Raw genomic sequence first — 21,402 nt, 5'->3', positions numbered from 1 at the left:
GACGGGCCAGCCGAGCCGGACAGCACGTTGACCAGCGCCAGCACCCAAGCTCCCCGCCCCTTCGTCGTCGACGACCTGACCCGGGCCAACCAGCGCCGCGCGGCCGATCCCCGGGCCTCGGTCTGGGTCTCGGCCAACGCCGGCGCGGGCAAGACCAAGGTGCTCACCGACCGCGTGGTGCGCCTGCTGCTCGACGGCGCACCGCCCGGACGGATCCTCTGCCTGACGTTCACCAAGGCGGCGGCCGCCAACATGGCGATCCGGGTCTTCCGCCTGCTCGGGCGCTGGGTGACGCTGGACGACGCCGGCCTCGCCGCCGAACTCGCCGAACTCACGGGCGAGCACGCGGATCCGGAGCGCCTGCGGATGGCGCGGCGGCTCTTCGCCCGGGCGGTGGAGACGCCGGGCGGCCTCAAGATCGAGACGCTGCACGCCCTGTGCGAGCGGCTGCTGCACATGTTCCCGTTCGAGGCGAACGTGCCGGCCCGCTTCGTGGTGCTCGACGAGGCCAAGGCCCGGGAAATCTTCGACATCGAGATGGCCAACGTCCTGGCCGACGCGGTGTCGAACGGCGACACGCCGCTGAGTGCCGCGCTCGCCCGGGTCGCCCCGGAGGCGACGGGCGACACGCTCCGCGCCGCGATCCGCGCGGCGATGCGGGCCCGGAACCTCATCGGTGACAGGGCCGGCCTGGAGGGCGCCTTCGGCCGGCTCCACGCGGCGCTGGGCCTCGCCGCCGAGGAGACCGCCGAGCGGCTGGAAGCGGCGATCCTGGAAGGGGGGCCGGGCCTCGAACCGGCCGATCGGCCGGCTCTGGTCGAGGCGCTCCGAACCGGCAAGGCCAACGACGAGAAGCTCGCCGACGCGCTCGCGGAGGCGGAAGCCGAGCGGGCGCGCTCGGAGGCGGAGCCCGATCGGGCCGAGGCGGTGGCGCTCTACCGCGCGGTGTTCTTCACCCAGAAGGACGAGCCCAAGGCCGACGGCAGCCTCGGGACCAAGAGCGTGCCGGCCACCGCCAAGGCCGCGCTGATCGCCGAGCGCGACCGGCTCGCGCCGCTGTTCGACCGCCTGCGGGCCGCCCGGGCCCATGCGCGGACGCAGGCGCTGTTCCAGCTCGCGGCCGAGATCCATCGCCGGGTCGAGGCGCAGAAGGCGCGCCTCGGCGCCCTCGATTTCGACGACCTGATCCACAAGGCCCTGGACCTCCTCGGCCGGGTCGGTGCCGGCTGGGTCCTGTACAAGCTCGACCGGGGCATCGATCACGTGCTGGTCGACGAGGCGCAGGACACCAACCCGGAGCAATGGGCGATCCTGCGGGCGATCACGCAGGAATTCGCCGCCGGCGAGGGCGCGCGGACCGGCGGCCGCACGCGCTTCGCGGTGGGCGACCCGAAGCAGTCGATCTACGGCTTCCAGGGCGCGGAGCCGCGGGAATTCGCCCTGACGCGGGCCTCCTGGATCGCGGAATCCCGCGCCGCCGGGCTGACCTTCGAGGACGTGCCGCTCACCCTGTCGTTCCGCTCGACCGGCCAGGTGCTGCGGGCCGTCGACGCCGTGTTCGCCCTCGACGCGCACAACGATGGCCTGTCCTTCGAGGACACCGTGCGTCGAACCGTCCACGAGAGCGCGCGACCGGGCGCTCCGGGCGCCGTCGAGCTGTGGCCGATCGCCGAGCCCGAGCCCGCGGCCGAGCCCGATGCCTGGACGGCGCCGGTGGACGCGCCGGAGACCAGCGCCCCCGCGATCGTGACCGCCCGGCGGGTCGCGCAGGCGGTGCGGGACTGGACCACCAGCGGCGATACCGCCGGACGGGTCTGGCGCCCCGGCGACGTGCTGATCCTGGTCCGCAAGCGCGGGCCCGCCTTCGAGGAAGTCATCCGCGCGCTCAAGAATCTGGGCGTGCCCGTGGCCGGGCAGGACCGGCTGGAGGTCTCGGCCCATATCGCGGTGGCCGACCTCGTGGCGGCCGGGCGGGCCGGGCTCCTGCCGGCCGACGACCTCACCCTGGCGACGGCGCTGAAGTCGCCCCTGGTCGGCCTCACGGATGACGACCTGGTGCGGATCGCCGCCCGACGCGGCATCGCCGAGACGCTCGAGGACGCGCTCCACCGCCATGCCGCCACGGGCGATGCGGCGGCGGGCCGCGGGCTGGCCGCGCTGACCGAGTGGATCGCCCTGGCGGGTCGTCACGGGCCGTTCGGGTTCTACGCCCGCCTCCTCGGGCCGCAGGGAGGGCGCGCGAAGCTGGTCGCCCGGCTCGGCGGCGAGGCGGGCGACGCCATCGACGTCTTCCTCGCCGCCGCGGCTCAGGCGGAAACCGGGGAGGATGCCCCCTCCCTCGGCGGCTTCCTGGCGCGCTACCTCGGTGCCGAGGCCGGGCACACGGTCAAGCGCGACCTCGAATCGGGGCGCGACGAGGTCCGGGTCATGACCGTGCACGGGGCGAAGGGCCTCGAAGCGCCGGTGGTGGTGATCCTCGACGGTTGCGAGCCCCTCGGCCGCAACGACCCGCCGCTGCTGCCGCTGGCAGCCGACGGGGCCGCGGTGCCGCCGGTCTGGTCCAGCGGCAAGACCCAGGATTGCGCGGCCATCGACGCGGCCCGCGCGGCCCTGCTCGCCCGGTCGCGGCAGGAGCACAACCGCCTCCTGTACGTGGCCATGACCCGGGCGGCGGACCGGTTGATCGTCGCGCCCTTCCGGGGCCACGAGCGCGAGACCGAGGCCGCGTGGTGCCGGATGGTGCGGATGGGCCTGGAGGCCACCCTCGGCGCCGGGCGGGCGGTCGAGCTGTCCTACGGTCCAGCCACCGTCTGGCAGGACGGCGCGGAGGCGGTCCGCACGCCCGAGATTCGGCCGCCCGCGGAGGCGCCCGCGCCGGAGCCGGACTGGCTGCGGGCACCGGCGCCCCCGGAGCCGGCGCTTCAGACCCTCAGCCCGTCCGACGCGCTCCGGGCGGCGGACGGGGCGCGGGTGCCGCCGCCGCGCCTGGCCGATGCCCAGGCCCGGCGGCGCGGCATCCTGATCCACGCGCTCCTCCAGCACCTGCCCCGGGTCGAGCCGGCGCGCCGGGAGGCGGCCGGGCTCGCCTTCGTGCGGGCGCGGGCGCCGGGGCTGCCCCGACCGGCGTTCTACGGCCTCGTGCGGTCGGTGCTGCGGATCATCGACGATCCGGACCTCGCGCCCCTGTTCGCGCCCGACGCCCGGGCCGAGGTGAGCCTGTCGGGAGAGGTGCGGATCGGCGGTGCGCGGCGCCCCGTCCAGGGTCGCGTCGACCGCTTGTCGGTGACGGCGGACACCGTGCGGATCGCCGATTTCAAGACCGGCCGCCCGCCGGAGGACGATGCCCCGCTTCCACCCGCCGAAGCCGGCCAGATCGCCGTCTACGCCCGGCTGCTCGGCCAGATCTATCCGGGCCGGACCATCCGGCCGATGCTGATCTGGACCTCGGGCCCGGTGATCCGGGTGCTCGGCGCGGACGACATCGCGGCCGCGCTCGAACGCGCCGGGATCGCGGCCTGAGACGTCCGGCGCGGTGAAGGCCGCCCGACATGCGCCAGCGCACATCGAGGCGCACCGGTCCCCACCTGTGCGGCCGGCCGGCGGGCCGGACTTCTTGACCCGGCCCGGGCCCGTCGCCAATTCTGCTCGAACCGTGCGGGCCCCTGCCCGCTCGACGCCGCCCGATGCGCGGCGAATCCCGAAAGGTGACGTGATGGCGACGGTGAAAGTGACCGACGCGAGCTTCGAGCAGGACGTGCTCAAGTCCGCCGAGCCGGTCGTGGTGGATTTCTGGGCGGAGTGGTGCGGCCCCTGTCGCCAGATCGGCCCGGCGCTCGAGGAGATCGCGACCGATCTTCAGGGCAAGGTGAAGATCGCCAAGGTGAATGTCGACGAGAACCCGCAGATCGCCGCCCAGTACGGCATCCGGTCGATCCCGACCCTGCTGCTGTTCAAGAACGGCGAGCGGGTCGACCAGAAGGTCGGCGCCGCCCCGAAGGGCGACCTGTCCCGCTGGATCGGTGCGCAGACCGCCTGAGCCGACCGGCCCGGCGACAAAAGGAAAGCCCGGCCGCGAGGCCGGGCTTTCTCGGTTTCAAGACCCAATTGTTATGAGGCCCCGGGCTTGAGCCCGGGGTCCTTCGTCCGGTCTCAGTACGAGCCGAACTTGTAGTTCAGGCCGGCGCGGATGACGGCGAAGTCGTTGGAGTTGCGCACCGGGACGTTGTTGAACACCGGCACCAGACCGGCGCCCGTGACGAGACCGCCGACCAGCGGCAGACCCGAGTTCCGGCCCTGGTCGAGGTTCACGTACAGGCCTTCGACCTTGAGCGTGACGGCCGAGGAGCGGAAGAAGTTCAGGAACGAGTCGGTGGGCAGGGCGTACTCGATGCCGCCGCCGACGGTCCAGCCGGTGACGAAGCTGCTGCGGCTGCCGGCGAAGTTCTGGAACGCGACGCGCGCGCCCTGGTCGCCCGTGGCGTAGGCGAAGCCGCCGGTGCCGTAGAACAGGACCCGGTCGAAGGCGTAGCCGAGGCGGCCGCGGACCGTGCCGAAGAAGTCGAGCGTGCTCAGCAGGCCGTTGGTGGGCACGAAGGAGCCGAAGGCCGGCCCGACCGCACCGTTGACGAGGTAGCTCTGCCGACGGTTGCCGAAGTCGACATACTGGGCGTCGGCCTCGAAGCCCACGACCACACCGGAGCCCGGCGTGAACTGGTAGTTGTAGCCGATCTGGCCACCACCGGTGAAGCCTTCGTTGTTGTTGCGGCCGTAGGTCAGCGAGGACCCGGTGGCCAGGATGGCCGGAACGAAGGCGCCGGCGGGCGAGATCGCGACCGGGTTGCCCGGGGTCTGCACGAAGCCGTTGGCCTGGTTGGAGCTGGCATCGAAGCCGTAGCCGGCGTTGATACCGAAATAGGCGCCCGTCCAGGTGAACACCGGCACGGGGGTGAACACCGGCGGCGGAGCGCGGCGCGGCAGATCCGCCGCAGTGGCGGCGGCGGTGAGCGCCGTAAACGCTGCAAGAGAGGTGAGAAGCTTCTTCATTACTGTGGTCCCCAGCATTAGCCCGATCGCCTGGGAAATTAAGCGATCGTGCCCGCCGTGGATGTAGCTTAGCTGCCACAGCGCGGGGAAAGCGTAGCCGTGCCGCGAATTCGGTCCGGTCGATTACGGCGAATCGACGGCCTCGGGCGCCCGGAAATCAGACCTCGCCAGATGTTCCGCGGCAATACCGGCTGTCGGCGCCGTGACGGCCGCGCCCATCCGTTGCCGGTCGACTCAGACCGGCGGCGTGTCGTTGGCCGCGAGCACCAGCCCCGCCAGGTAGAGCGATCCGCAGATCAGGATCCGCGGGGGCCGCTCGAAGGCGATGTCCTTCACCAGGGCGAGCGCCGCCTCGATGCTCGGCGCGGCGTAGGTGGAGAGGCCGACGCTCTCGCCGATCCGCGCCACCTCGTCAGCGGGGCGCGCCGCCATCGTCCCGGTGATCGGGACCGCCACGAGGGCGCGCGCCAGGCCCACGAAGTTGCGCAGGAAGCCGTCGGCATCCTTGGTGCCGAGGAGACCCACGATCAGCACCAGGGGCACGTCGCTGCGCTCGCCGAGATCCGCCATCGCGGCGGCGAGGATCCGGCCGCCGTCGATGTTGTGGCCGCCGTCGAGCCACAGCTCGGCACCGGCATCGACCTGCGCGGCGAGGCGCCCCCGGCCGAGACGCTGCAGCCGTCCCGGCCAATCGACCTCGGTGAGCCCCTTCTCCAGCGCCGTCGTGCCGATGTCGCCGAATCCGGCGGCGCGCAGGGCGGTGATGGCCGTGCCGGCATTGACCAGCTGATGGCGGCCGGCGAGCTTGGGGCGCGGCAGGTCGAACAGGTCTGTCTCGTCCTGGTAGACGAGGCGGCCGCGCTCCTCGTGCACGGAGAAATCCTGGTTGCCGACCAGGATCGGCCCGGCCCCGACCGCCTCGGCGCGCCGGCACAGCACCGCATCCGCCTCGGCGTAGTCCTGGGCGGCGATCACGGCCGGGCAGCCGCGCTTGAAGATCCCGGCCTTCTCCGTCGCCACCGACTCGACCGTGTCGCCGAGATACTCGGCGTGGTCGCGCCCGATCGGCGTGACCACCGCGCAGGCCGGCTGGTCGATCACGTTGGTGGCATCGAGCCGGCCGCCGAGGCCGACCTCGAGCAACAGCACGTCGGCCGGGCTCTCCGAGAACAGCAGCAGCGCCGCCGCCGTGGTGATCTCGAACATGGTGATCGGCTCGCCGGCGTTGGCGGTCTCGCAGCGCGAGAACGCGTCGGCCAGGCGGTCCTCGTCGACGAAATGGCCGCCGCCGATGCCGCCGATGCGGATGCGCTCGTGGAAGCGGACGAGGTGCGGCGAGGTGTAGACATGCGCGGCGAGGCCGCCGGCTTCGAGGATCGCCCGCATGAACGCGATGGTCGAGCCCTTGCCGTTCGTCCCGGCCACATGGATGACCGGCGGCAGCCGACGCTCCGGGTGGTTCAGGCGCTTGAGCAGCCGCTCGATCCGGCCGAGCGACAGGTCGATGGTGCGGGGATGCAGCGCCAGGAAGCGCGCCATCAGGGCGTCGGACGAGGCCATCGCGCGGGCCTCAGGCCGCCTCGGGGGCGGCGACCACCGGGTTCGCCTCGGCGGCGTTGGTGAGGAGCTTGCACAGGCGCGTGATCGTCTCCTTGAGCTGGTGGCGGTGGACCACTTGGTCGACCATGCCGTGCTCGCGCAGGTACTCGGCCCGCTGGAACCCGTCCGGCAGCTTCTCCCGGATGGTCTGCTCGATCACCCGGGGGCCGGCGAAGCAGATCAGGGCGCCCGGCTCGGCGAGGTGCACATCGCCCAGCATCGCGTAGGAGGCGGTGACGCCGCCGGTGGTCGGGTTCGTCAGCACCACGATGTAGGGCAGCCGGGCCGCGTTGAGGCGGCGTACCGCCACGGTGGTCCGGGGCATCTGCATGAGCGACAGGATGCCCTCCTGCATCCGGGCGCCGCCCGAGGCCGAGAACAGCACGTAGGGCGTGCGCTTCTCCAGCGCCGTCTCGGCGCCGCGCACGAAGGCCTCGCCCGCCGCCATGCCGAGCGATCCGGCCATGAAGCCGAATTCCTGCGCGGCCAGCACCATCGGCAGGCCGCCGACCCGGCCGAAGCCGATCTTGAACGCGTCCTGCAGCCCGGTCTTGGCGCGCGCCTCCTTGAGCCGGTCGGCGTAGCGCTTCTCGTCGCGGAACTTCAGCGGATCGGGGGCGACCTCGGGCAGGGCCACGTCGATCCAGGTGCCCTCGTCGAACATCATCTTCAGGCGCGCCGGGGCGCCCATCTTCAGGTGGTGCTCGGAACCGGGAATGACCCAGTGGTTGGCCTCCACCTCCTTGTGGAACACCATCTGCCCGGTATCCGGGCACTTGACCCAGAGGTTCTCGGGCGTTTCGCGCTTGAACAGGGTCTTGATCCGGGGGCGCACCACCTCCGAGATCCAGTTCATCGGTTCGACCATCGACTCGCGTCCGTCCGCTTCAAGCCTGCGCTGATATCAGGTTCGGCGTGGCCCGCCGCCAGGGCCGGCCGCTCAGGCGGCCCGCCCGACGCCCGCGACACGTACGCCCTCGGCCAGCTCACGCACCAGGTCCACCACCGCCGGGACGCTCCCGGCCTGGGGCCGGCCGTCGCCGTCGAGCGAGCGCACGAGCGTGTCGACCAGCGCCGAGCCGACCACGACGCCGTCCGCGCCCTCGGCGATGGCCGCCGCATGGGCACCGGTCTTCACGCCGAAGCCGACGACCACGGGCAGGTCGGTGTGGCGCCGGATGCGCGCGACCGCCTCCGAGACCTTGCCGAAATCGGGCGTCGCCGTCCCCGTCACCCCGGTGATCGACACGTAGTAGACGAAGCCCGCCGTATTCGCGAGCACCGCCGGCAGGCGCCGCTCGTCGGTGGTGGGCGTCGCCAGCCGGATGAAGGCCAGCCCCTTGGCCAGGGCCGGCAGGCACAGCTCGGCGTCCTCCTCCGGCGGCAGGTCGACCACGATCAGGCCGTCGACGCCGGCCGACACCGCGTCGTCGAGGAACCGGTCGACGCCGTAGGTGTGGATCGGGTTGTAGTAACCCATCAGAACCACCGGCGTGGTGTCGTTCCCGGCGCGGAAGCGGCGCACGAGGTCGAGCGTGCCGGGCACGGTCTGCTTGGCCTTCAGGGCCCGCAGCCCCGCCGCCTGGATCGCCGGGCCGTCCGCCATCGGGTCGGTGAAGGGCAGGCCGAATTCCAGGATGTCGGCACCGGCGCCGGGCAGCGCCTTCAGGAGTTCCAGGGAGGTCTCGGGATCGGGATCGCCCGCCATCACGTAGGTGACGAGGACGGCCCGGTTCTCCGCGCGGGCGAGGGCGAAGGTGGCGTCGATGCGGCTCGGCATGGTCGGGTGGTTTTCGCGGTGACGGGGCCTCTGGCGGCCCGGGATTGCCTCCGCGCTACACCAAAGGCGCCGGCCCGTGAAGCCGGCGGCGGTCCGGAGGCAGCGGCACGGGCTCCGGGCGCGCTCGCCCCCCCTGCGCGAGGGGCGGTTGCCGCCGCGGCGGCGCCCCGGTAGCGCTCGGGCATGACCGATCCCCGCGTCCCGACACGCCGCTTCGCCGCGTTCCTGTTCGACATGGACGGCACGATCATCAGCTCGATCGCGTCGGCCGAGCGGGCTTGGTCGCGCTGGGCCCGGGCGCACGGCCTCGACGTGGCCGCCTTCCTGCCGACGATCCACGGGGTGCGCTCGGTGGAGACGATCCGGCGCCTCGCCCTGCCCGGCCTCGACCCCGAGGCCGAGGCCGCCGCGATCACCCGGGCCGAGATGGAGGATGTCGGCGACATCGCCGAGATTCCCGGGGCGCGGGCCTTCCTCCGGGCGCTTCCCGGCGAGCGCTGGGCGATCGTCACCTCGGCGCCCCGCGCCCTGGCGGAGCGCCGCCTCGCGGCCGCCGGCATGCCGATGCCCGCCCTGCTGGTCGCCGCCGAGGACGTGGCGCGGGGCAAGCCCGCGCCGGACTGCGTCCTGCTGGCGGCGGAGCGGCTCGGTGTCGCGGCCTCGGACTGCCTGATGTTCGAGGACGCGCCGGCCGGCATCCGGGCCGCCGAGACCGCGGGCGCGGCCGTGATGGTCGTCACCGCGACGCACCGCGAGCCGGCCGTCTCCCGGCATGCCCAGATCCCGGATTACCGGGGGCTTCGCGTCGAGGCCGCCCCGGACGGGATCCGCGTGATCCCGACGGCCTGAGCGAGGCCGTTGACTTTTCCCGCGCCGGACGCGGCAGTATCCGCCCGCGCGATGCCGGATCCGGGAGCCGCCCGCCGATGATTCTGACCGATGGCGCGCCGTCCAACCTCTTCGGGACCGCCGAAGGCCGCCGGCTCGCCGAGGCGCGCACCGACCCGGCCTGGCGCCGGTGGGGTCCGTATCTCAGCGACCGGCAATGGGGCACGGTCCGGGAGGATTACAGCCCGGGCGGCGACGCCTGGGACTACCTGCCGCACGATCACGCCCGGTCCCGGGCCTACCGCTGGGGGGAGGACGGGATCGGCGGCTTCGGCGACCGGCATCTGAACTGGTGCCTGTCCCTCGCCCTGTGGAACGGCCGCGACCCGATCCTGAAGGAGCGCCTGTTCGGCCTGACCAACCAGGAGGGCAACCACGGCGAGGACGTCAAGGAACTCTACTACTACCTCGACGGCGTCCCCACCCACGCGTTCATGCGGATGCTCTACAAATATCCGCAGGGCGAATATCCCTATGGCGGGCTGGTCGCGGAGAATGCCCGGCGCGGTCTCGACGATCCGGAATACGAGCTGCTCGACACCGGCCTGTTCGACGAGGGCCGCTACTTCGATGTCGAGATCGCCTACGCCAAGGCGTCGGCCGACGACATCCTGATGCGCGTCACCGCCACCAACCGCGGGCCGGACCCCGCCGACCTGACGCTGCTGCCGCAGCTCTGGGCGCGCAACACCTGGTCGTGGAAGCAGGGTGTCGCGCGGCCGGAGCTGATGGCCGGATCCGACGGCTCGGTCTGGGCGCGCCATCCCGAGCTGCCGCCGATGCGCTTCTTCGCCGAGGCCGCGACGGACCTGCTGTTCACCGAGAACGAGACGAACACCCACAGGCTGTTCGGCAGCGGCCCCGCGGCGGGCTTCTACAAGGACGGGATCGACCGCTGCGTCGTGGGCGGCGACCCGGACGCGGCCAACAGGCTGTCGGGCACCAAGTGCGCCGCGCGCTTCGACCTGCATCTCGCCCCGGGGGAGACGCGGACCCTGCGGCTGCGCCTGCGCGCCGAGTCCGCGTCGGGCCAGCCCTTCGCGGATTTCGACGCGGTGTTCGCGGAGCGCGCGGCGGAGACGGACGCGTTCTACGCGGCCCTGCAGGCACCCATCGCCGATCCCGAGATGCGGCTCGTCCAGCGGCAGGCGCTGGCCGGCATGCTCTGGTCGAAGCAGCTCTACCATTACGACGTGCGCGAGTGGCTCGCCGGCGACCCGGCCCAGCCCGCCCCCGCGCCCGGTCGGCGGCAGGGGCGCAACGGCGACTGGGCGCACCTGCGCGCCAACGACATCATCTCGATGCCGGACGCCTGGGAATATCCCTGGTTCGCCTCCTGGGACCTCGCCCTTCAGGCGATCGTCTTCGCGCTCATCGATCCCGATTTCGCAAAGGCACAGCTCCTGCTCCTCGTCGACGAGGCCTACGCCCATCCGAACGCGGCGCTTCCGGCCTACGAATGGGGCTTCGGGGACGCCAACCCGCCGGTCCACGCCCTCGCCGCCTGGCGGGTGTTCGAGCTCGACCGCGCGCTCACCGGCACGCCGGACCACGCCTTCCTCAAGCGCATCTTCAACAAGCTGACCCTGAACTTCACCTGGTGGGTCAACCGCAAGGATGCCGACGACCGCAACCTGTTCCAGGGCGGCTTCCTGGGCCTCGACAACATCGGGATCTTCGACCGGTCGAAGCCGGTGGGCGACGGCGCCACCCTCACCCAGTCGGATGCCACCGCCTGGATGGCGACCTACGCGCTCAACCTGATGCGCATCGCCATCGAGCTGGCGCTGCTGGACCCGACCTACGAGGACATGGCGGAGAAGTTCTTCGAGCATTTCCTCCTCATCGCGGCGGCGACCGGCGACGGCGTGTGGGACGAGGCGGACGGCTTCTTCTACGACGTGATCGAGACGAGCGACGGACGGCGCCTGCCGATCCGCGCCCGCACCCTGGTGGGCCTGATCCCGATCCTCGCGGTGGCGACCATCGACGAGTGCGACCTGCAGAGGCTGCCGTCCCTCCGCAACCGCATGGTGTTCTTCCTGAAGAACCGCCCCGACCTCGCCGCTCTGGTCTCGCGCTGGAACGAGCCCGGTCAGGGACAGACCGCCCTGCTCTCGCTGCTGCGCGGGCACCGTCTCAAGGCGCTCCTGCACCGCGCGCTCGACCCGGACGAGTTCCTCTCGGATCACGGCCTGCGCGGCGTCTCCCGGGCCTACGCGGACAAGCCCTTCCGCTTCGCGTGGGGCGGCCACGATCTCGGCCTCGCCTACGAACCCGCGGAATCGCGCTCACGCCTGTTCGGCGGCAACTCGAACTGGCGCGGACCGGTCTGGATGCCGGTGAACTACCTGCTCATCGCCGGGCTGAACCGCTTCCACGACTATTACGGCTCCGACTTCCGCGTGGAGGCGCCCACCGGCTCGGGACGGACCGCGTCCCTCCGCGAGATCGCCCAGCGCCTCGCCCGGGGCCTGATCGGCCTCTCGACCCGGGGGCCGGACGGGCGGCGGCCGGTCTACGGCGACAGCCGGATCGAGCAGGCGGATCCGCATTTCCGCGACCTCGTCCTGTTCTACGAATATTACGACGGCGATACGGGCCGCGGGGTCGGCGCCTCCCACCAGACCGGCTGGTCCGGGCTCGTGGCCCTGCTGATCCAGGAGGCCGCGACCGTGCCGACGCCGGATCCGGGCGAGCCGTGACGGCGGACGCGTCCGGCTATTCCGCGGCCTGTGCCATCCGCATGCGCTGGCTGTGGCCAATCTCGCGCGAGATCGTGGAACGGCGGGCGCTGTAGGCGGCCGAGACCATCGGATAGTCCATCGGCAGGCCCCACTTGGCCTTGTAGGTTTCCGGCGTCAGGCCGCGGATGGTCAGGTGGCGCCGCAACGTCTTGTAGGGCTTTCCGTCCTCGAAGCTGATGAGCGACTCGGGCTGGATCGACGCCAGGATCTGCGCCTCGGTCGCACGCCGGGCCGGCGCTTGCGGCGCCGCGCCGAGCGCCGTGATCGAGCGATGGACCTCGCAGAGCAGGTCCGGCAGGCTGCCGACCGAGACGCTGTTGCGCGCCACGTAGGCGCTCAGGATCTTCGCGGCGAGTCCAACACTCGGCGAGCCGGCGGTCATGGTCGTCTCCTCAGCTAGACTTCATGGTTCCGGGGCACGCGATGTCGGCGCAGGTCCCGATCCCGCCGGCCACTCAGCGCCGGCTCGGCCGAACCACAACCTGGCCGCGCATTGCTCCGGGAATAATCTCTACTTTTGGTAGAGATCATCGGTCAACGCCGCGGCGGTGCGGCGATGTCGATTGCGCTGAGGTGCGACGACGAAGACTCACCGGCCACGCGCCCTGGGATCGCCAGCGACCCGGGCGGGACCGGGCCCGCGGCGGCAGGGCGGCCGATCACGGAGCGGATCTGCGGATGGCCGGTCCGGCGCCCGACGCGGTCCGGCGCGCGGGACCGCGGCCGGATTCAGGACAGCAGGTGGAGCGCCAGGGGCGCCAGGATCGCCGTCAGGAAGGCGTTCAGGCCCATGGCGATGCCCGCGAAGGTGCCGGCGACCTCGCTGACCTGGAAGGCGCGGGCCGTGCCGATGCCGTGGGCGGCGAGCCCCGCCGCGAATCCGCGGGCGCGCATGTCGCTGATCCGCAGAGCGTTCATCATCGGCGTCACCAGGATCGCGCCGATGATGCCGGTGAGGATCACCAGGATGGCGGTGAGCGTCGGATCGCCGCCGAGGGCCTCCGCGATGCCCATCGCGACGCCGGAGGTCACGGATTTCGGCGCCAGCGAGACCACCACCGCATGCGGGATGTCGAGCAGCCGTGCCAGCCCGATCACGACCGCGAGGGTCGTCGCCGCGCCGGCCGCCAGCGCGGTCAGCATGGGCACCAGCGCGCGCATCACGGTCGCCCGCCGCTCGTAGAGCGGCATGGCCAGCACCACGGTTGCGGGCCCGAGGAGGAAGTGCACGAACTGCGCGCCCTCGAAATACGCGGGATAGGGCGTGCCGGACACCGCCAGGACGCTACCGACCAGCACCACCGTGATCAGCACCGGGTTGGCGATCGGGTGCCGTCCGGTCGCGGCGGCGATCCGGTCGGCCAGGACGTAGGCCGTCAGCGTCACCGTCAGCCACAGCAGCGGCGTCTTGGCGAGGTAGACCCAGAGGGAGAAATCGCCGGCCATCGCTCAGGGCTCCCGGTCCGGCCTGCCCCGTTCCACGCGGGCCGCGACGGCGCGGAACACCAGGACGGTGACGAGCAGGGAGAGGGCCGTCGAGACCACCAGCACGAGGGCGAGCTTGATGCCCTGCGCCCGCAGGAGGTCCAGCCGGCCGACGACACCGACGCCGGCCGGCACGAACATCAGCGACAGGTTCATCAGGAGCCCCCGAGCCGTCGACTCGAGGGTGCCGTCAGTGAGCGGCCGCGGCAGGTAGCGCGGCAGCCCGATGCGGGTGTTGTCGCGCAGCAGCAGGAAGACGAACATGAGCCCCATGCCGAGCACCGGTCCCGGGATCGGCACGCCCGCACCGCGGGCCAGGATCTCGCCCAGGAGTTGGGCGAGGAGGATCAGCGCGAGGCTCGCGATCATCGGCCGCCCCTGAAGTCAGGCCGGGCTGTCCTGCTGCCCGCTCCGGCGGGCGGCGGCGACGGCGGCGTCATCGAACCCCAGGAGCCGGCCGAGGCGTTCCACCAGCGCCTCCTCGAATTCGTCGACATGGCCGTCCGCCGCGGCGACCGACCACGCCATCGTCAACAGCTCCTGACGCTCGGATCTGTCGGCCTCGTGGGGGAGCATCTCGACGAGACTGACCACGTCGCGGTTCTCGGCATCCACCGCAGTGGCCCGCTCGATCAGCGCGCGCGCCGCGTCCGGTCCGTCGGCGTAATGGCCCTCCACGAGCCGGGACAGGCGCTCGCTCTCCGACGGGTCCAGGATGCCGTCGACCCGCGCCACATGGACGAGGAGCGCGGTGGCCGCGAGATGCGTGTCGTCCCCGACCTCGCTCTGGCCGACGCCGAGGGCCTCGGCCGCGTAGGCGCGCAGGCGTGCGATCAGGGACATGGTGGCTCCGGCGGATCTGAGACCGCACAGTTCGGCCCGGCGCACCCGGCCGTCAAGGTTGACGCCGCAGGTCGGCGGCGGGCGTGGCGCGGCTGCATCGCTCATGCCACGCTCAGCGGCGCGCCGCCTCCGTCGCGCCGGCCACGAGGGGCGCCAGGATCGCGTCCGCCGCCCGGACGGTGGCGGCACCGGCCTCCGCGGGCGTGCCGGCCCGGAAGGGCGGCGCGGGGGCGTACTCGGCCACGAGCTGGGCGGTCCGGGCGTAGTCCGGGCCGCGCAGGCGGGCGGCCAGGGCCAAGCCGAGGTCGAGTCCCGCCGAGATCCCGGCCGCCGTGACGCGGTTGCGGTCGAAGACGACGCGCTCCGCCACCGGCTCGGCGCCCAGGAGCGGCAGAACCGCGTCGCGCACGCACCAATGCGTGGTGGCGCGGTAGCCGCGCAGCAGGCCGGCGGCGCCGAGGATCAGCGCGCCGGTGCAGACGCTCGCCACCCAGCCGGCCCGGGCGGCACGGTCCCGCAGGAAGTCCAGGAGGACGGGGTTCCGCATCTGCGCCGGCGTGCCGTCGCCGCCGGGCACGAACAGGACGTCGAGATCGTCCGGACAGCGGGCGAAGGTGTCGGTCGCCACGAGGGCGAGGCCGGTATCGCTCGCCACCGGGCCCGCGGTCTCGGCGACGAGATGGAGGCTACCGGGGGCCAGGCCGGCCAGGAGCGCCTGCGGCCCCACGAGGTCCAGGGCGGTCAGCCCCGGGAACAGCAGCATCGCGATGCGGACCGGACGGTCCTGCGGGATCGGGGCGGGCGCCTCGGCCGCCGTCGGGCGCCGCGGCCAGAGCGCGCTCGAAGCCAGCGCGGCGGTTACGAGTGCGCGCCGGCTCGGCCCGGGATTCGTCATAGGGGCCAGGCGGCGTCGCGATAGGCGCTGTCCCAGAACATCCATTCGAGGCGGGTGGCCTGCGCGAAAGCCCGGTGCATCCGCTCCCGCACGGCGGGGGACGCGTCCCGGGCCGCCCGATTTGTGGCGGCGATCATGGCCGCCACCGCGTCGGCGAAATCCGCGCCCGCGTAGGTGTCGATCCAGGCCTGGTACGGGTTGCCGAATTCCGCGCGGGCGACGATGTCGTCGCCCACCGCCTTGTAGATCCAGAAGCAGGGCAGCAGCGCGGCGCAGACCACCTCGAACGGCTCGGCGTAGGCCGTGGCCAGCAGGTAGCAGACGTAGTGGTCGCAGGCCGGTGTGAGCGGCGTGGCGGCGAACGTGTCCGGACCGATCGCGTAGTCGCGGAAGAAGCCGCCGTGCAGCGCGCGCTCCACGACGATCGCCTCCTGGGCGGCCCTGGAGAACTGCACGATCCCGTCCGGCTCCGGCGCCTTCGCGGCGGCGAGGCTGAGCGCCCGGCCGAAGCCGATCAGGTAATGCGCGTCCTGCACGATGTAGTGCCGGAACCGGTCCTGCCGCAGCGTGCCCGCGGCGAGTTCGGCGTTGAACGGCATCGACCGGATCGTCTCGTAGGCCGCGGCGTTGCGTGCCCAGGCCTCCCGGGAGAACGAGCCCGGGCCGCCGTCGCCGGACACGCCGGGCGCTGTCGACCCGGGAGCTGCCGATCCGGGATCCGTCATGCCTCAACCCTGCCGCTGTGCATGGGTCACGGCCACGTGGATCAGCTCGGCCAGCGTGCGCACCCCGAGCTTCTGGCGCATCTGCGAGCAGGCATTGGTCACGGTCTTGTAGCTCACCGACAGGTCGGCCGCGATGGCGCCGTAGGAGCGGCCCTGCGCGAGCCGCGCCAGGATCTGCTGCTCCCGCGGCGTGAGCTGCGATTCCGGCGTGCGGCGGGCGTCGGCCCGGAGCATCGCCACCTCGGTGGCGAGCCGCCGGTCCAGGTAGACCTCGCCGATCCGCACCTTGCCGAAGGCCTCGAACAGCTCGGCCGACGCATGGTCCTTCAGGACGTAGCCGAGCGCCCCCGCCTCCAGCGCCCGGGCGACGATCACCGGATCGTTGTGCATGCTGAAGACCAGGATGCGCGTCTCGGGGGCCACCGCCCGGATCCGCCGGATCAGGCCGAGGCCGGCCATGCCGCTGCCCTGGAAGGTCAGGTCGCAGATCACGACCGGCGGGCGGAGCCTGTGGAAGATGCGGTAGCCGCCCACCACCGTGGTCGCCTCCGCGATGGTCTCGACGCCGGCATCCTCCAGCACGCGTCGACAGCCCTGGAGGACGATCGGATGGTCGTCGATCACGAGAACCGGCAGGCGCGTGGCGGCGGCGTCGATCTGGGAGGCGATGGCGTTCATGCGCTCGGCGCGTTGTTCTCGTCGGCCCGCTCCGGCGGAACGGGGATCGTGATCCGGACGATTGCGCCGGGACCGGCATTGTCAAGGGCGAAGGTGCCCCCCAGCGCCTCGACGCGCTCGCGCATCCCCGACAGACCGAGCCCGGTGCCGTGCTCCGTCGGGATGCCGGTGCCGTTGTCGCGGATCGCGACGGCGAGCGTTCCGTCCGACTCGGTCGCGTCGGCCTCGACCCGGGTCGCGGCGCCGTGGCGCACGGCGTTGGTGGCGCTCTCCTGGACGCAGCGGAAGACGGTCAGGTCGACGAGGTCGCCGTAGCCGCGCGCGAGCCCATCGAAACGGCCGGTGAAGGCGAGGCCGGGATGACGCTGTCCGAACCCGCGCAGGAGCAGGTCGAGGCAGGTGGCGAGCGGCGCCTCGCCGAGCCCGTGCGGGCGCAGGCGGTTCAGCAATTCCCGGTTGACGGTCTGGACCTGGCCGACGATGGCGCTGATCTCGGCCGCCCGGGCGCCGAGCTTCTCGCGGCTGGGTTCGCCCGGCCCCGATGCGATCCGCGCGATCGAGGCGGCGTTGGCCTCCAGGGCGAACAGGCAGGGGCCGAACTCGTCGTGCAGTTCGAGGGCGGTGCGGCGGCGCTCGTCGTCCTGCGCGGTGAGCAATTGCCGGTTGAGGCGTCCGTTGGCGGCGCGGACCTCGCCCAGGGCCTCGGCCACCTTGTTGAAGCGTTCGGCGATCACCGCGAGTTCCTGGGCGCCGGGCGGCTGCAGGCGGGCGGTGTAATCGTGGTGTTCCAGCTGCGTCAGGCCGGCGCCCAGGCGCCGCAGGGGCGCCAGGATGCGGCCGAGGGCGACGTAGAGCGCGATCAGCATGGCGGCGTTGATCGCCAGGGTGGTGAGCGAGAGCGCCCGGGCGTAGCCCCAGATCTCGTCGATCTCGTCCAGGGGCTGCGTGGTGATCTGCGCGGTCCCGAGGCGCCGCCCGTCCACCACGATCGGCACGGCGTGGCGCTCGATCGGCGGCATGATCAGGTCGGCGAACCAGCGCGGCGCCGCGCGCTCCGACCGTTGCGGGAGCGCCGGGTTGCCGACCTGGACCCCGTCGGCGTCCAGCACCGCGACGCGGACGTGCCGCAGGGCCTGGAAGCGCAGGTCCAGGGTCTGGAGGAGCGTGTCGGGCGAGGCGGCGTCGGACAGCCGTATGGTGTCGGCGACCAGGGACTCGACAGTGGCCAGGGAGGCGCGGGTCTCGACCCGCACCGCCGAGCGCGCGTTCAGCACGACCACGCCGCAGGAGATCAGGGCCGCCAGCGCGTCGATCAACAGCACGACGGCGATCAGGCGCGCGCGCGTCGACCAGGTCACCCACGGCCATCGCCCCGCCGAGGGCGCGCGCGGCGCGGATGTCGCAAGCAGGGTCGGGCGGGTCTCCACCGCGAGACGCATAACCGGCGCGCCGCCGAAGTCCATGCCGAGGGTCGGATCGCCGCTGCGGCGCGCCCGATGACGCGCTCGACCGCGCACGGATTCTTAAGCAACGCGCGGATATCCTGTGGATAGCGTGGCCACGACTGGCCGGGAGCGCCGACCGGACCGACATCTTTGCGCCGTATTGCGGCTCCTCTATCGGGGCCGTGTCGGACGACCTTCCGATCTGTGGAGGGAAGCGACCGGTCGTGGGGAGCCCGGTCGCGCGCGTCGTGTATCGTGTCAGAGACCCCGGACCATGATCGATCTCGCCCTGGACGCCTCCGAAACCCGCGCGCACGCGAGTCCGCGGCTTCGGCCCGAGTCGAAGCCCGGGCTGCGCACGGTCCTGGTCGGGATGGCCGGTCTCGGCGCGCTCGGCGGCTTCGCCCTGGCGGCCTCCAGCCTGATGGCCGGCCTCGCCGCCCCTGCCCCCGTGAAGCCTTCACCCATGCAGATGGCCGCGTCCGGCCGGGCGGCCGACTGGCCCGACCTGAAGGACGGGCTGCCCGCCCTGGCCGGACCGGGCGGGACCGCAGCGCTGCCGGCACCCGTGCCGGCGCAGGCCGATCGGCCGGCGGAGCCCGCGGCGTCGGCCGCGCGGATGACCGGCCTGTCCGTTCCGGTCACGCCGTCCGCCGCGCCGGCGCAGGCGGCTGCCGCCACGGCCGCGCCGACCCGCCGCATCCCGGTGCCGACCCCGGTCGTGCCCATAGCGGCCGCCCGTCAGGTGGTTCCCCTGCCTCCGACCCGCGTGGCCGCGCTTCAGCCTCCGCGCGCCTCCGAGACCGTGCGGGCCCGCGAAGGGGCCGAGCCGGCCGCCGCGCCGAAGCCGGTCGCGGCCGCCGCCCAGTCCGAGAAGCCCGCGCGCAAGGCGGTCGCCGCCCACAAGGCGCCGGCGGCGGTGAAGACGGCCGACAGGCCCAGGGGCGGTGCGACCACGGCTGTGGCGCAGGCCGAGCCGGCTGCGGAGGAAACCGAGGTGCTCGGGATCAAGCTTCCGTCCCTGGCCCCCGCCGGACGCAAGCTGAAGGAGAGCGTCGACGCGCTCGGGGAAGCGGTGAAGAACGTCTTCTGAGCAGACGACGCCGCCCCGGCAGCGCGGGTCGCATCCCCGCACCCACGACCTCGGCGCGACGCGCTTATCCGAAACCGCCTTCGTCCTTGCGTCCGGAGCGGGAAGCCGAGGGGCTCCCCGCGTCCGCCTGACGGATTGTCGGTCAGCCGCGGCCGGAGGTGCGGCCGGGCCCGTGGTCGCCCCGCGGCCCGGACCGATCGACCTTGCGCTGATGCTTGCCGGCGCGCGGGCTCGCGAAGCCCTTCGGGCCGCCGGGGGCGCCCTTGCGCTCGGCCGGCCCGGCATCGCCCGCGAGCGCCTCGACCTGGATTTCCGGCGAGCCGTTGCGGGCGAAAGCCTCGGCGAAGCGGGCCGCCGCGTTGCCCCGGATCTCGAACTTGGTCTCGCGGTCGAAGATCCGGATGGCGCCGATCTCCTGGCGGCCGATGCCGCCCCGCCGGGTCAGCATCGGCAGCAGGCGGCGCGGATCGGCATTGTCGCGGCGGCCGAGATTGAGCCGGAACCAGACTGCCGGCCCCATGGCGGCGATCTGCTCGGGGTTCATCGGATCGTAGGGCGGACGCTCGCCGCGCGGTGCGCGCCCCTCGCCCGGATCGCTCACCTCCTCGGGGGCCGGCAGGCGGGTGCGGTAGACCCGGGCCAGCAGCGCGGCCAGCTCCTCCGGGCTCTTGCTCGCCAGCAGCGTCTCGGCGAGGGCGACATCCTCCTCCGCCGGCGGCTCGGCGAAGAGCGGATCGGAGAGCATGCGCTCGCCGTCCAGCCGGCGGATGTCGTCGGCCGACGGCGGCCCGGACCATTCGGGACTGACCTTGGCGATGGCGAACATCTGCTCGGCGCGGCGGCGGCGGGAATTCGGGATCAGCAGCACCGAGGTGCCCTTGCGCCCGGCACGGCCGGTGCGGCCGCTGCGGTGCTGCAGCACCTCGGCGTCGTGCGGCAGATCGGCGTGGATCACGAGGCTCAGGGACGGCAGGTCGATGCCGCGGGCGGCCACGTCGGTGGCGACGCAGACCCGGGCGCGGCCGTCGCGCAGGGCCTGGAGCGCGGCGTTGCGGTCGCCCTGCCCGAGTTCGCCGGAGAGCGCCACCACGGAGAAGCCGCGCTCGGTCAGGTTCGCCTGGAGGTGGCGCACCGCGTTGCGGGTGTTGCAGAAGACCATCGCGGTCTTGGCATCGGCCTCGCGGAGCAGGTTGAGCACGACGTGCTCGGTCTCCCGCGGCATGATCCGCACCGCCCGGTAGGCGATGTCGGCGTGCCCCTTGGTCTCGCCCTTGATCGCCAGGCGCAGGGCGTCGCGCTGATAGCGCTCGGCCAGGGCCTCGATGCCCTTCGGCAGCGTGGCGGAGAACAGGTAGGTGGCCCGCGCCGGCGGCGTGGCCGACAGGATGAACTCGATGTCCTCCCGGAAGCCGAGGTCCAGCATCTCGTCGGCCTCGTCGAGGACCACGGCCCGCAGCGCCGTGGGGTCGAGGTTGCGGCGTTCGAGATGGTCGCGCAGGCGCCCCGGCGTCCCGACGACGATGTGGGTGCCTTCGGCCAGCATCCGGCTCTCCCGGCGCGGATCCATGCCGCCGACGCAGGCGGTCACGCGACCGCCCGCCGGGGCGTAGAGCCACAGCAGCTCGCGCTGCACCTGGAGGGCGAGCTCCCGGGTGGGGGCGATGACCAGGGCGAGCGGCGCCGCCGGCGGCTGCAGCATCTCCTCCGCGCCCATGAGCATGTTGGCCATCGCGAGGCCGTATGCCACGGTCTTGCCGGAGCCGGTCTGCGCGGAGACGAGGAGATCGCGAGAGCCGGCGGCCGCCTCCAGGACTGCGGCCTGAACCGGGGTGGGATCGGCGTAGCCGCGGTCGCTCAAGGCCCGCGCGAGGGGGGCGGGCAAGGTCGGGAAAGGCAAGTGTCGGAAACTCTCAACGGCCGCGCCGCGCCCAGCAGCGCGCCATCGCGCGGCGGAGAGATCAGGCGCCGGACTTTATTCGGGTCCGGGGAATGTAACGCCAAGCGAGCCGACTGACCACTCCCGCCGCAGCATGGGGCGGTTGCGCGCGCCCGATCCGGGATGCGACCATCGGCCGGGCCGGCCTCCCAGTCACATCGGCCGCCCCGGCCCCGCTTCGGTGGCGTCCTGCAGGTCTCGCCATGCATAAGGACCGTGACATGGTCTAGCATCGCCCCTCCCGG

Annotated in this window: 18 protein-coding genes; 5 read left to right on the top strand and 13 right to left on the bottom strand. The window is 72.8% G+C overall.

Annotation, left to right across the window (positions count from 1 at the left end; genetic code table 11):
- The first annotated feature begins 27 nt into the window (after nt 1-27).
- Both addA and trxA read left to right on the top strand, forming a co-directional pair.
- Nucleotides 28-3,519, top strand: coding sequence for a double-strand break repair helicase AddA (gene addA, locus MKL01_RS15745; RefSeq protein WP_243906149.1), 3,492 nt, complete (start codon nt 28-30; stop codon nt 3,517-3,519).
- A gap of 193 nt (nt 3,520-3,712) precedes the next feature.
- Nucleotides 3,713-4,036, top strand: a complete 324-nt coding sequence (trxA, locus tag MKL01_RS15740) for a thioredoxin (protein ID WP_010682902.1) — start codon at nt 3,713-3,715, stop codon at nt 4,034-4,036.
- 113 nt (nt 4,037-4,149) lie between these two features.
- On the opposite strand, the gene MKL01_RS15735 is transcribed toward trxA, so the two are convergent.
- The 4 genes from MKL01_RS15735 to trpA form a co-directional block, all read right to left on the bottom strand.
- Nucleotides 4,150-5,043, bottom strand: coding sequence for an outer membrane protein (locus tag MKL01_RS15735; RefSeq protein WP_243906148.1), 894 nt, complete (start codon nt 5,041-5,043; stop codon nt 4,150-4,152).
- 234 nt (nt 5,044-5,277) lie between these two features.
- On the bottom strand, nt 5,278-6,603 hold the full coding sequence (locus tag MKL01_RS15730; protein ID WP_243906147.1) for a bifunctional folylpolyglutamate synthase/dihydrofolate synthase: 1,326 nt from the start codon (nt 6,601-6,603) through the stop codon (nt 5,278-5,280).
- Between the two features lie 10 nt (nt 6,604-6,613).
- Entirely contained in the window at nt 6,614-7,510 is an 897-nt protein-coding gene (gene accD / locus MKL01_RS15725; protein ID WP_243906146.1) for an acetyl-CoA carboxylase, carboxyltransferase subunit beta, read from the bottom strand.
- Between the two features lie 72 nt (nt 7,511-7,582).
- Nucleotides 7,583-8,422 (bottom strand): tryptophan synthase subunit alpha, encoded by an 840-nt coding sequence (gene trpA / locus MKL01_RS15720; RefSeq protein WP_243906145.1) that lies wholly within the window; start codon nt 8,420-8,422, stop codon nt 7,583-7,585.
- 183 nt (nt 8,423-8,605) lie between these two features.
- On the opposite strand from trpA, the gene MKL01_RS15715 reads away from it, so the two are divergent.
- Both MKL01_RS15715 and MKL01_RS15710 read left to right on the top strand, forming a co-directional pair.
- On the top strand, nt 8,606-9,271 hold the full coding sequence (locus MKL01_RS15715; protein ID WP_243906144.1) for an HAD-IA family hydrolase: 666 nt from the start codon (nt 8,606-8,608) through the stop codon (nt 9,269-9,271).
- 77 nt (nt 9,272-9,348) lie between these two features.
- Nucleotides 9,349-12,015: an MGH1-like glycoside hydrolase domain-containing protein gene (locus tag MKL01_RS15710; protein ID WP_243906143.1), complete on the top strand. Its 2,667-nt coding sequence runs from the start codon at nt 9,349-9,351 to the stop codon at nt 12,013-12,015.
- 16 nt (nt 12,016-12,031) lie between these two features.
- On the opposite strand, the gene MKL01_RS15705 is transcribed toward MKL01_RS15710, so the two are convergent.
- The 8 genes from MKL01_RS15705 to MKL01_RS15670 all read right to left on the bottom strand — a co-directional run bounded on the left by MKL01_RS15705 (nt 12,032) and on the right by MKL01_RS15670 (nt 18,146).
- A complete protein-coding gene (locus MKL01_RS15705) occupies nt 12,032-12,439 on the bottom strand; it encodes a MucR family transcriptional regulator (RefSeq protein ID WP_243906142.1) in 408 nt (135 codons plus the stop codon).
- Nucleotides 12,440-12,786: 347 nt separating this feature from the next.
- Nucleotides 12,787-13,503: an LrgB family protein gene (locus MKL01_RS15700; protein ID WP_243906141.1), complete on the bottom strand. Its 717-nt coding sequence runs from the start codon at nt 13,501-13,503 to the stop codon at nt 12,787-12,789.
- A gap of 3 nt (nt 13,504-13,506) precedes the next feature.
- Complete coding sequence (locus MKL01_RS15695; protein WP_243906140.1) at nt 13,507-13,911, bottom strand: CidA/LrgA family protein; 405 nt, start codon at nt 13,909-13,911, stop codon at nt 13,507-13,509.
- 15 nt (nt 13,912-13,926) lie between these two features.
- Nucleotides 13,927-14,385, bottom strand: a complete 459-nt coding sequence (locus tag MKL01_RS15690) for a TerB family tellurite resistance protein (protein WP_243906139.1) — start codon at nt 14,383-14,385, stop codon at nt 13,927-13,929.
- A 112-nt stretch (nt 14,386-14,497) separates the two neighbouring features.
- A complete protein-coding gene (locus tag MKL01_RS15685; protein WP_243906138.1) occupies nt 14,498-15,280 on the bottom strand; it encodes a DJ-1/PfpI family protein in 783 nt (260 codons plus the stop codon).
- The gene (locus tag MKL01_RS15680; RefSeq protein WP_243906137.1) at nt 15,277-15,960 is read right to left on the bottom strand and encodes a TenA family protein; all 684 of its coding nucleotides are present in this window, start codon (nt 15,958-15,960) and stop codon (nt 15,277-15,279) included. The genes MKL01_RS15685 and MKL01_RS15680 overlap by 4 nt, the downstream gene beginning before the upstream one ends.
- A gap of 48 nt (nt 15,961-16,008) precedes the next feature.
- On the bottom strand, nt 16,009-16,683 hold the full coding sequence (locus MKL01_RS15675) for a response regulator (RefSeq protein ID WP_243906136.1): 675 nt from the start codon (nt 16,681-16,683) through the stop codon (nt 16,009-16,011).
- Nucleotides 16,680-18,146: an ATP-binding protein gene (locus MKL01_RS15670; RefSeq protein WP_243906135.1), complete on the bottom strand. Its 1,467-nt coding sequence runs from the start codon at nt 18,144-18,146 to the stop codon at nt 16,680-16,682. The genes MKL01_RS15675 and MKL01_RS15670 overlap by 4 nt, the downstream gene beginning before the upstream one ends.
- 256 nt (nt 18,147-18,402) lie before the next feature.
- On the opposite strand from MKL01_RS15670, the gene MKL01_RS15665 reads away from it, so the two are divergent.
- Entirely contained in the window at nt 18,403-19,221 is an 819-nt protein-coding gene (locus MKL01_RS15665; RefSeq protein ID WP_243906134.1) for a hypothetical protein, read from the top strand.
- A 142-nt stretch (nt 19,222-19,363) separates the two neighbouring features.
- Here MKL01_RS15665 and MKL01_RS15660 read toward each other — a convergent pair whose 3' ends face one another.
- On the bottom strand, nt 19,364-21,118 hold the full coding sequence (locus MKL01_RS15660; RefSeq protein ID WP_243906133.1) for a DEAD/DEAH box helicase: 1,755 nt from the start codon (nt 21,116-21,118) through the stop codon (nt 19,364-19,366).
- Between the last annotated feature and the right edge of the window lie 284 nt (nt 21,119-21,402).

The organism is Methylobacterium sp. J-070 (genome assembly GCF_022829385.1).
Classification (GTDB): domain Bacteria; phylum Pseudomonadota; class Alphaproteobacteria; order Rhizobiales; family Beijerinckiaceae; genus Methylobacterium.
This window is presented reverse-complemented; position numbering and strand designations above follow the sequence as displayed.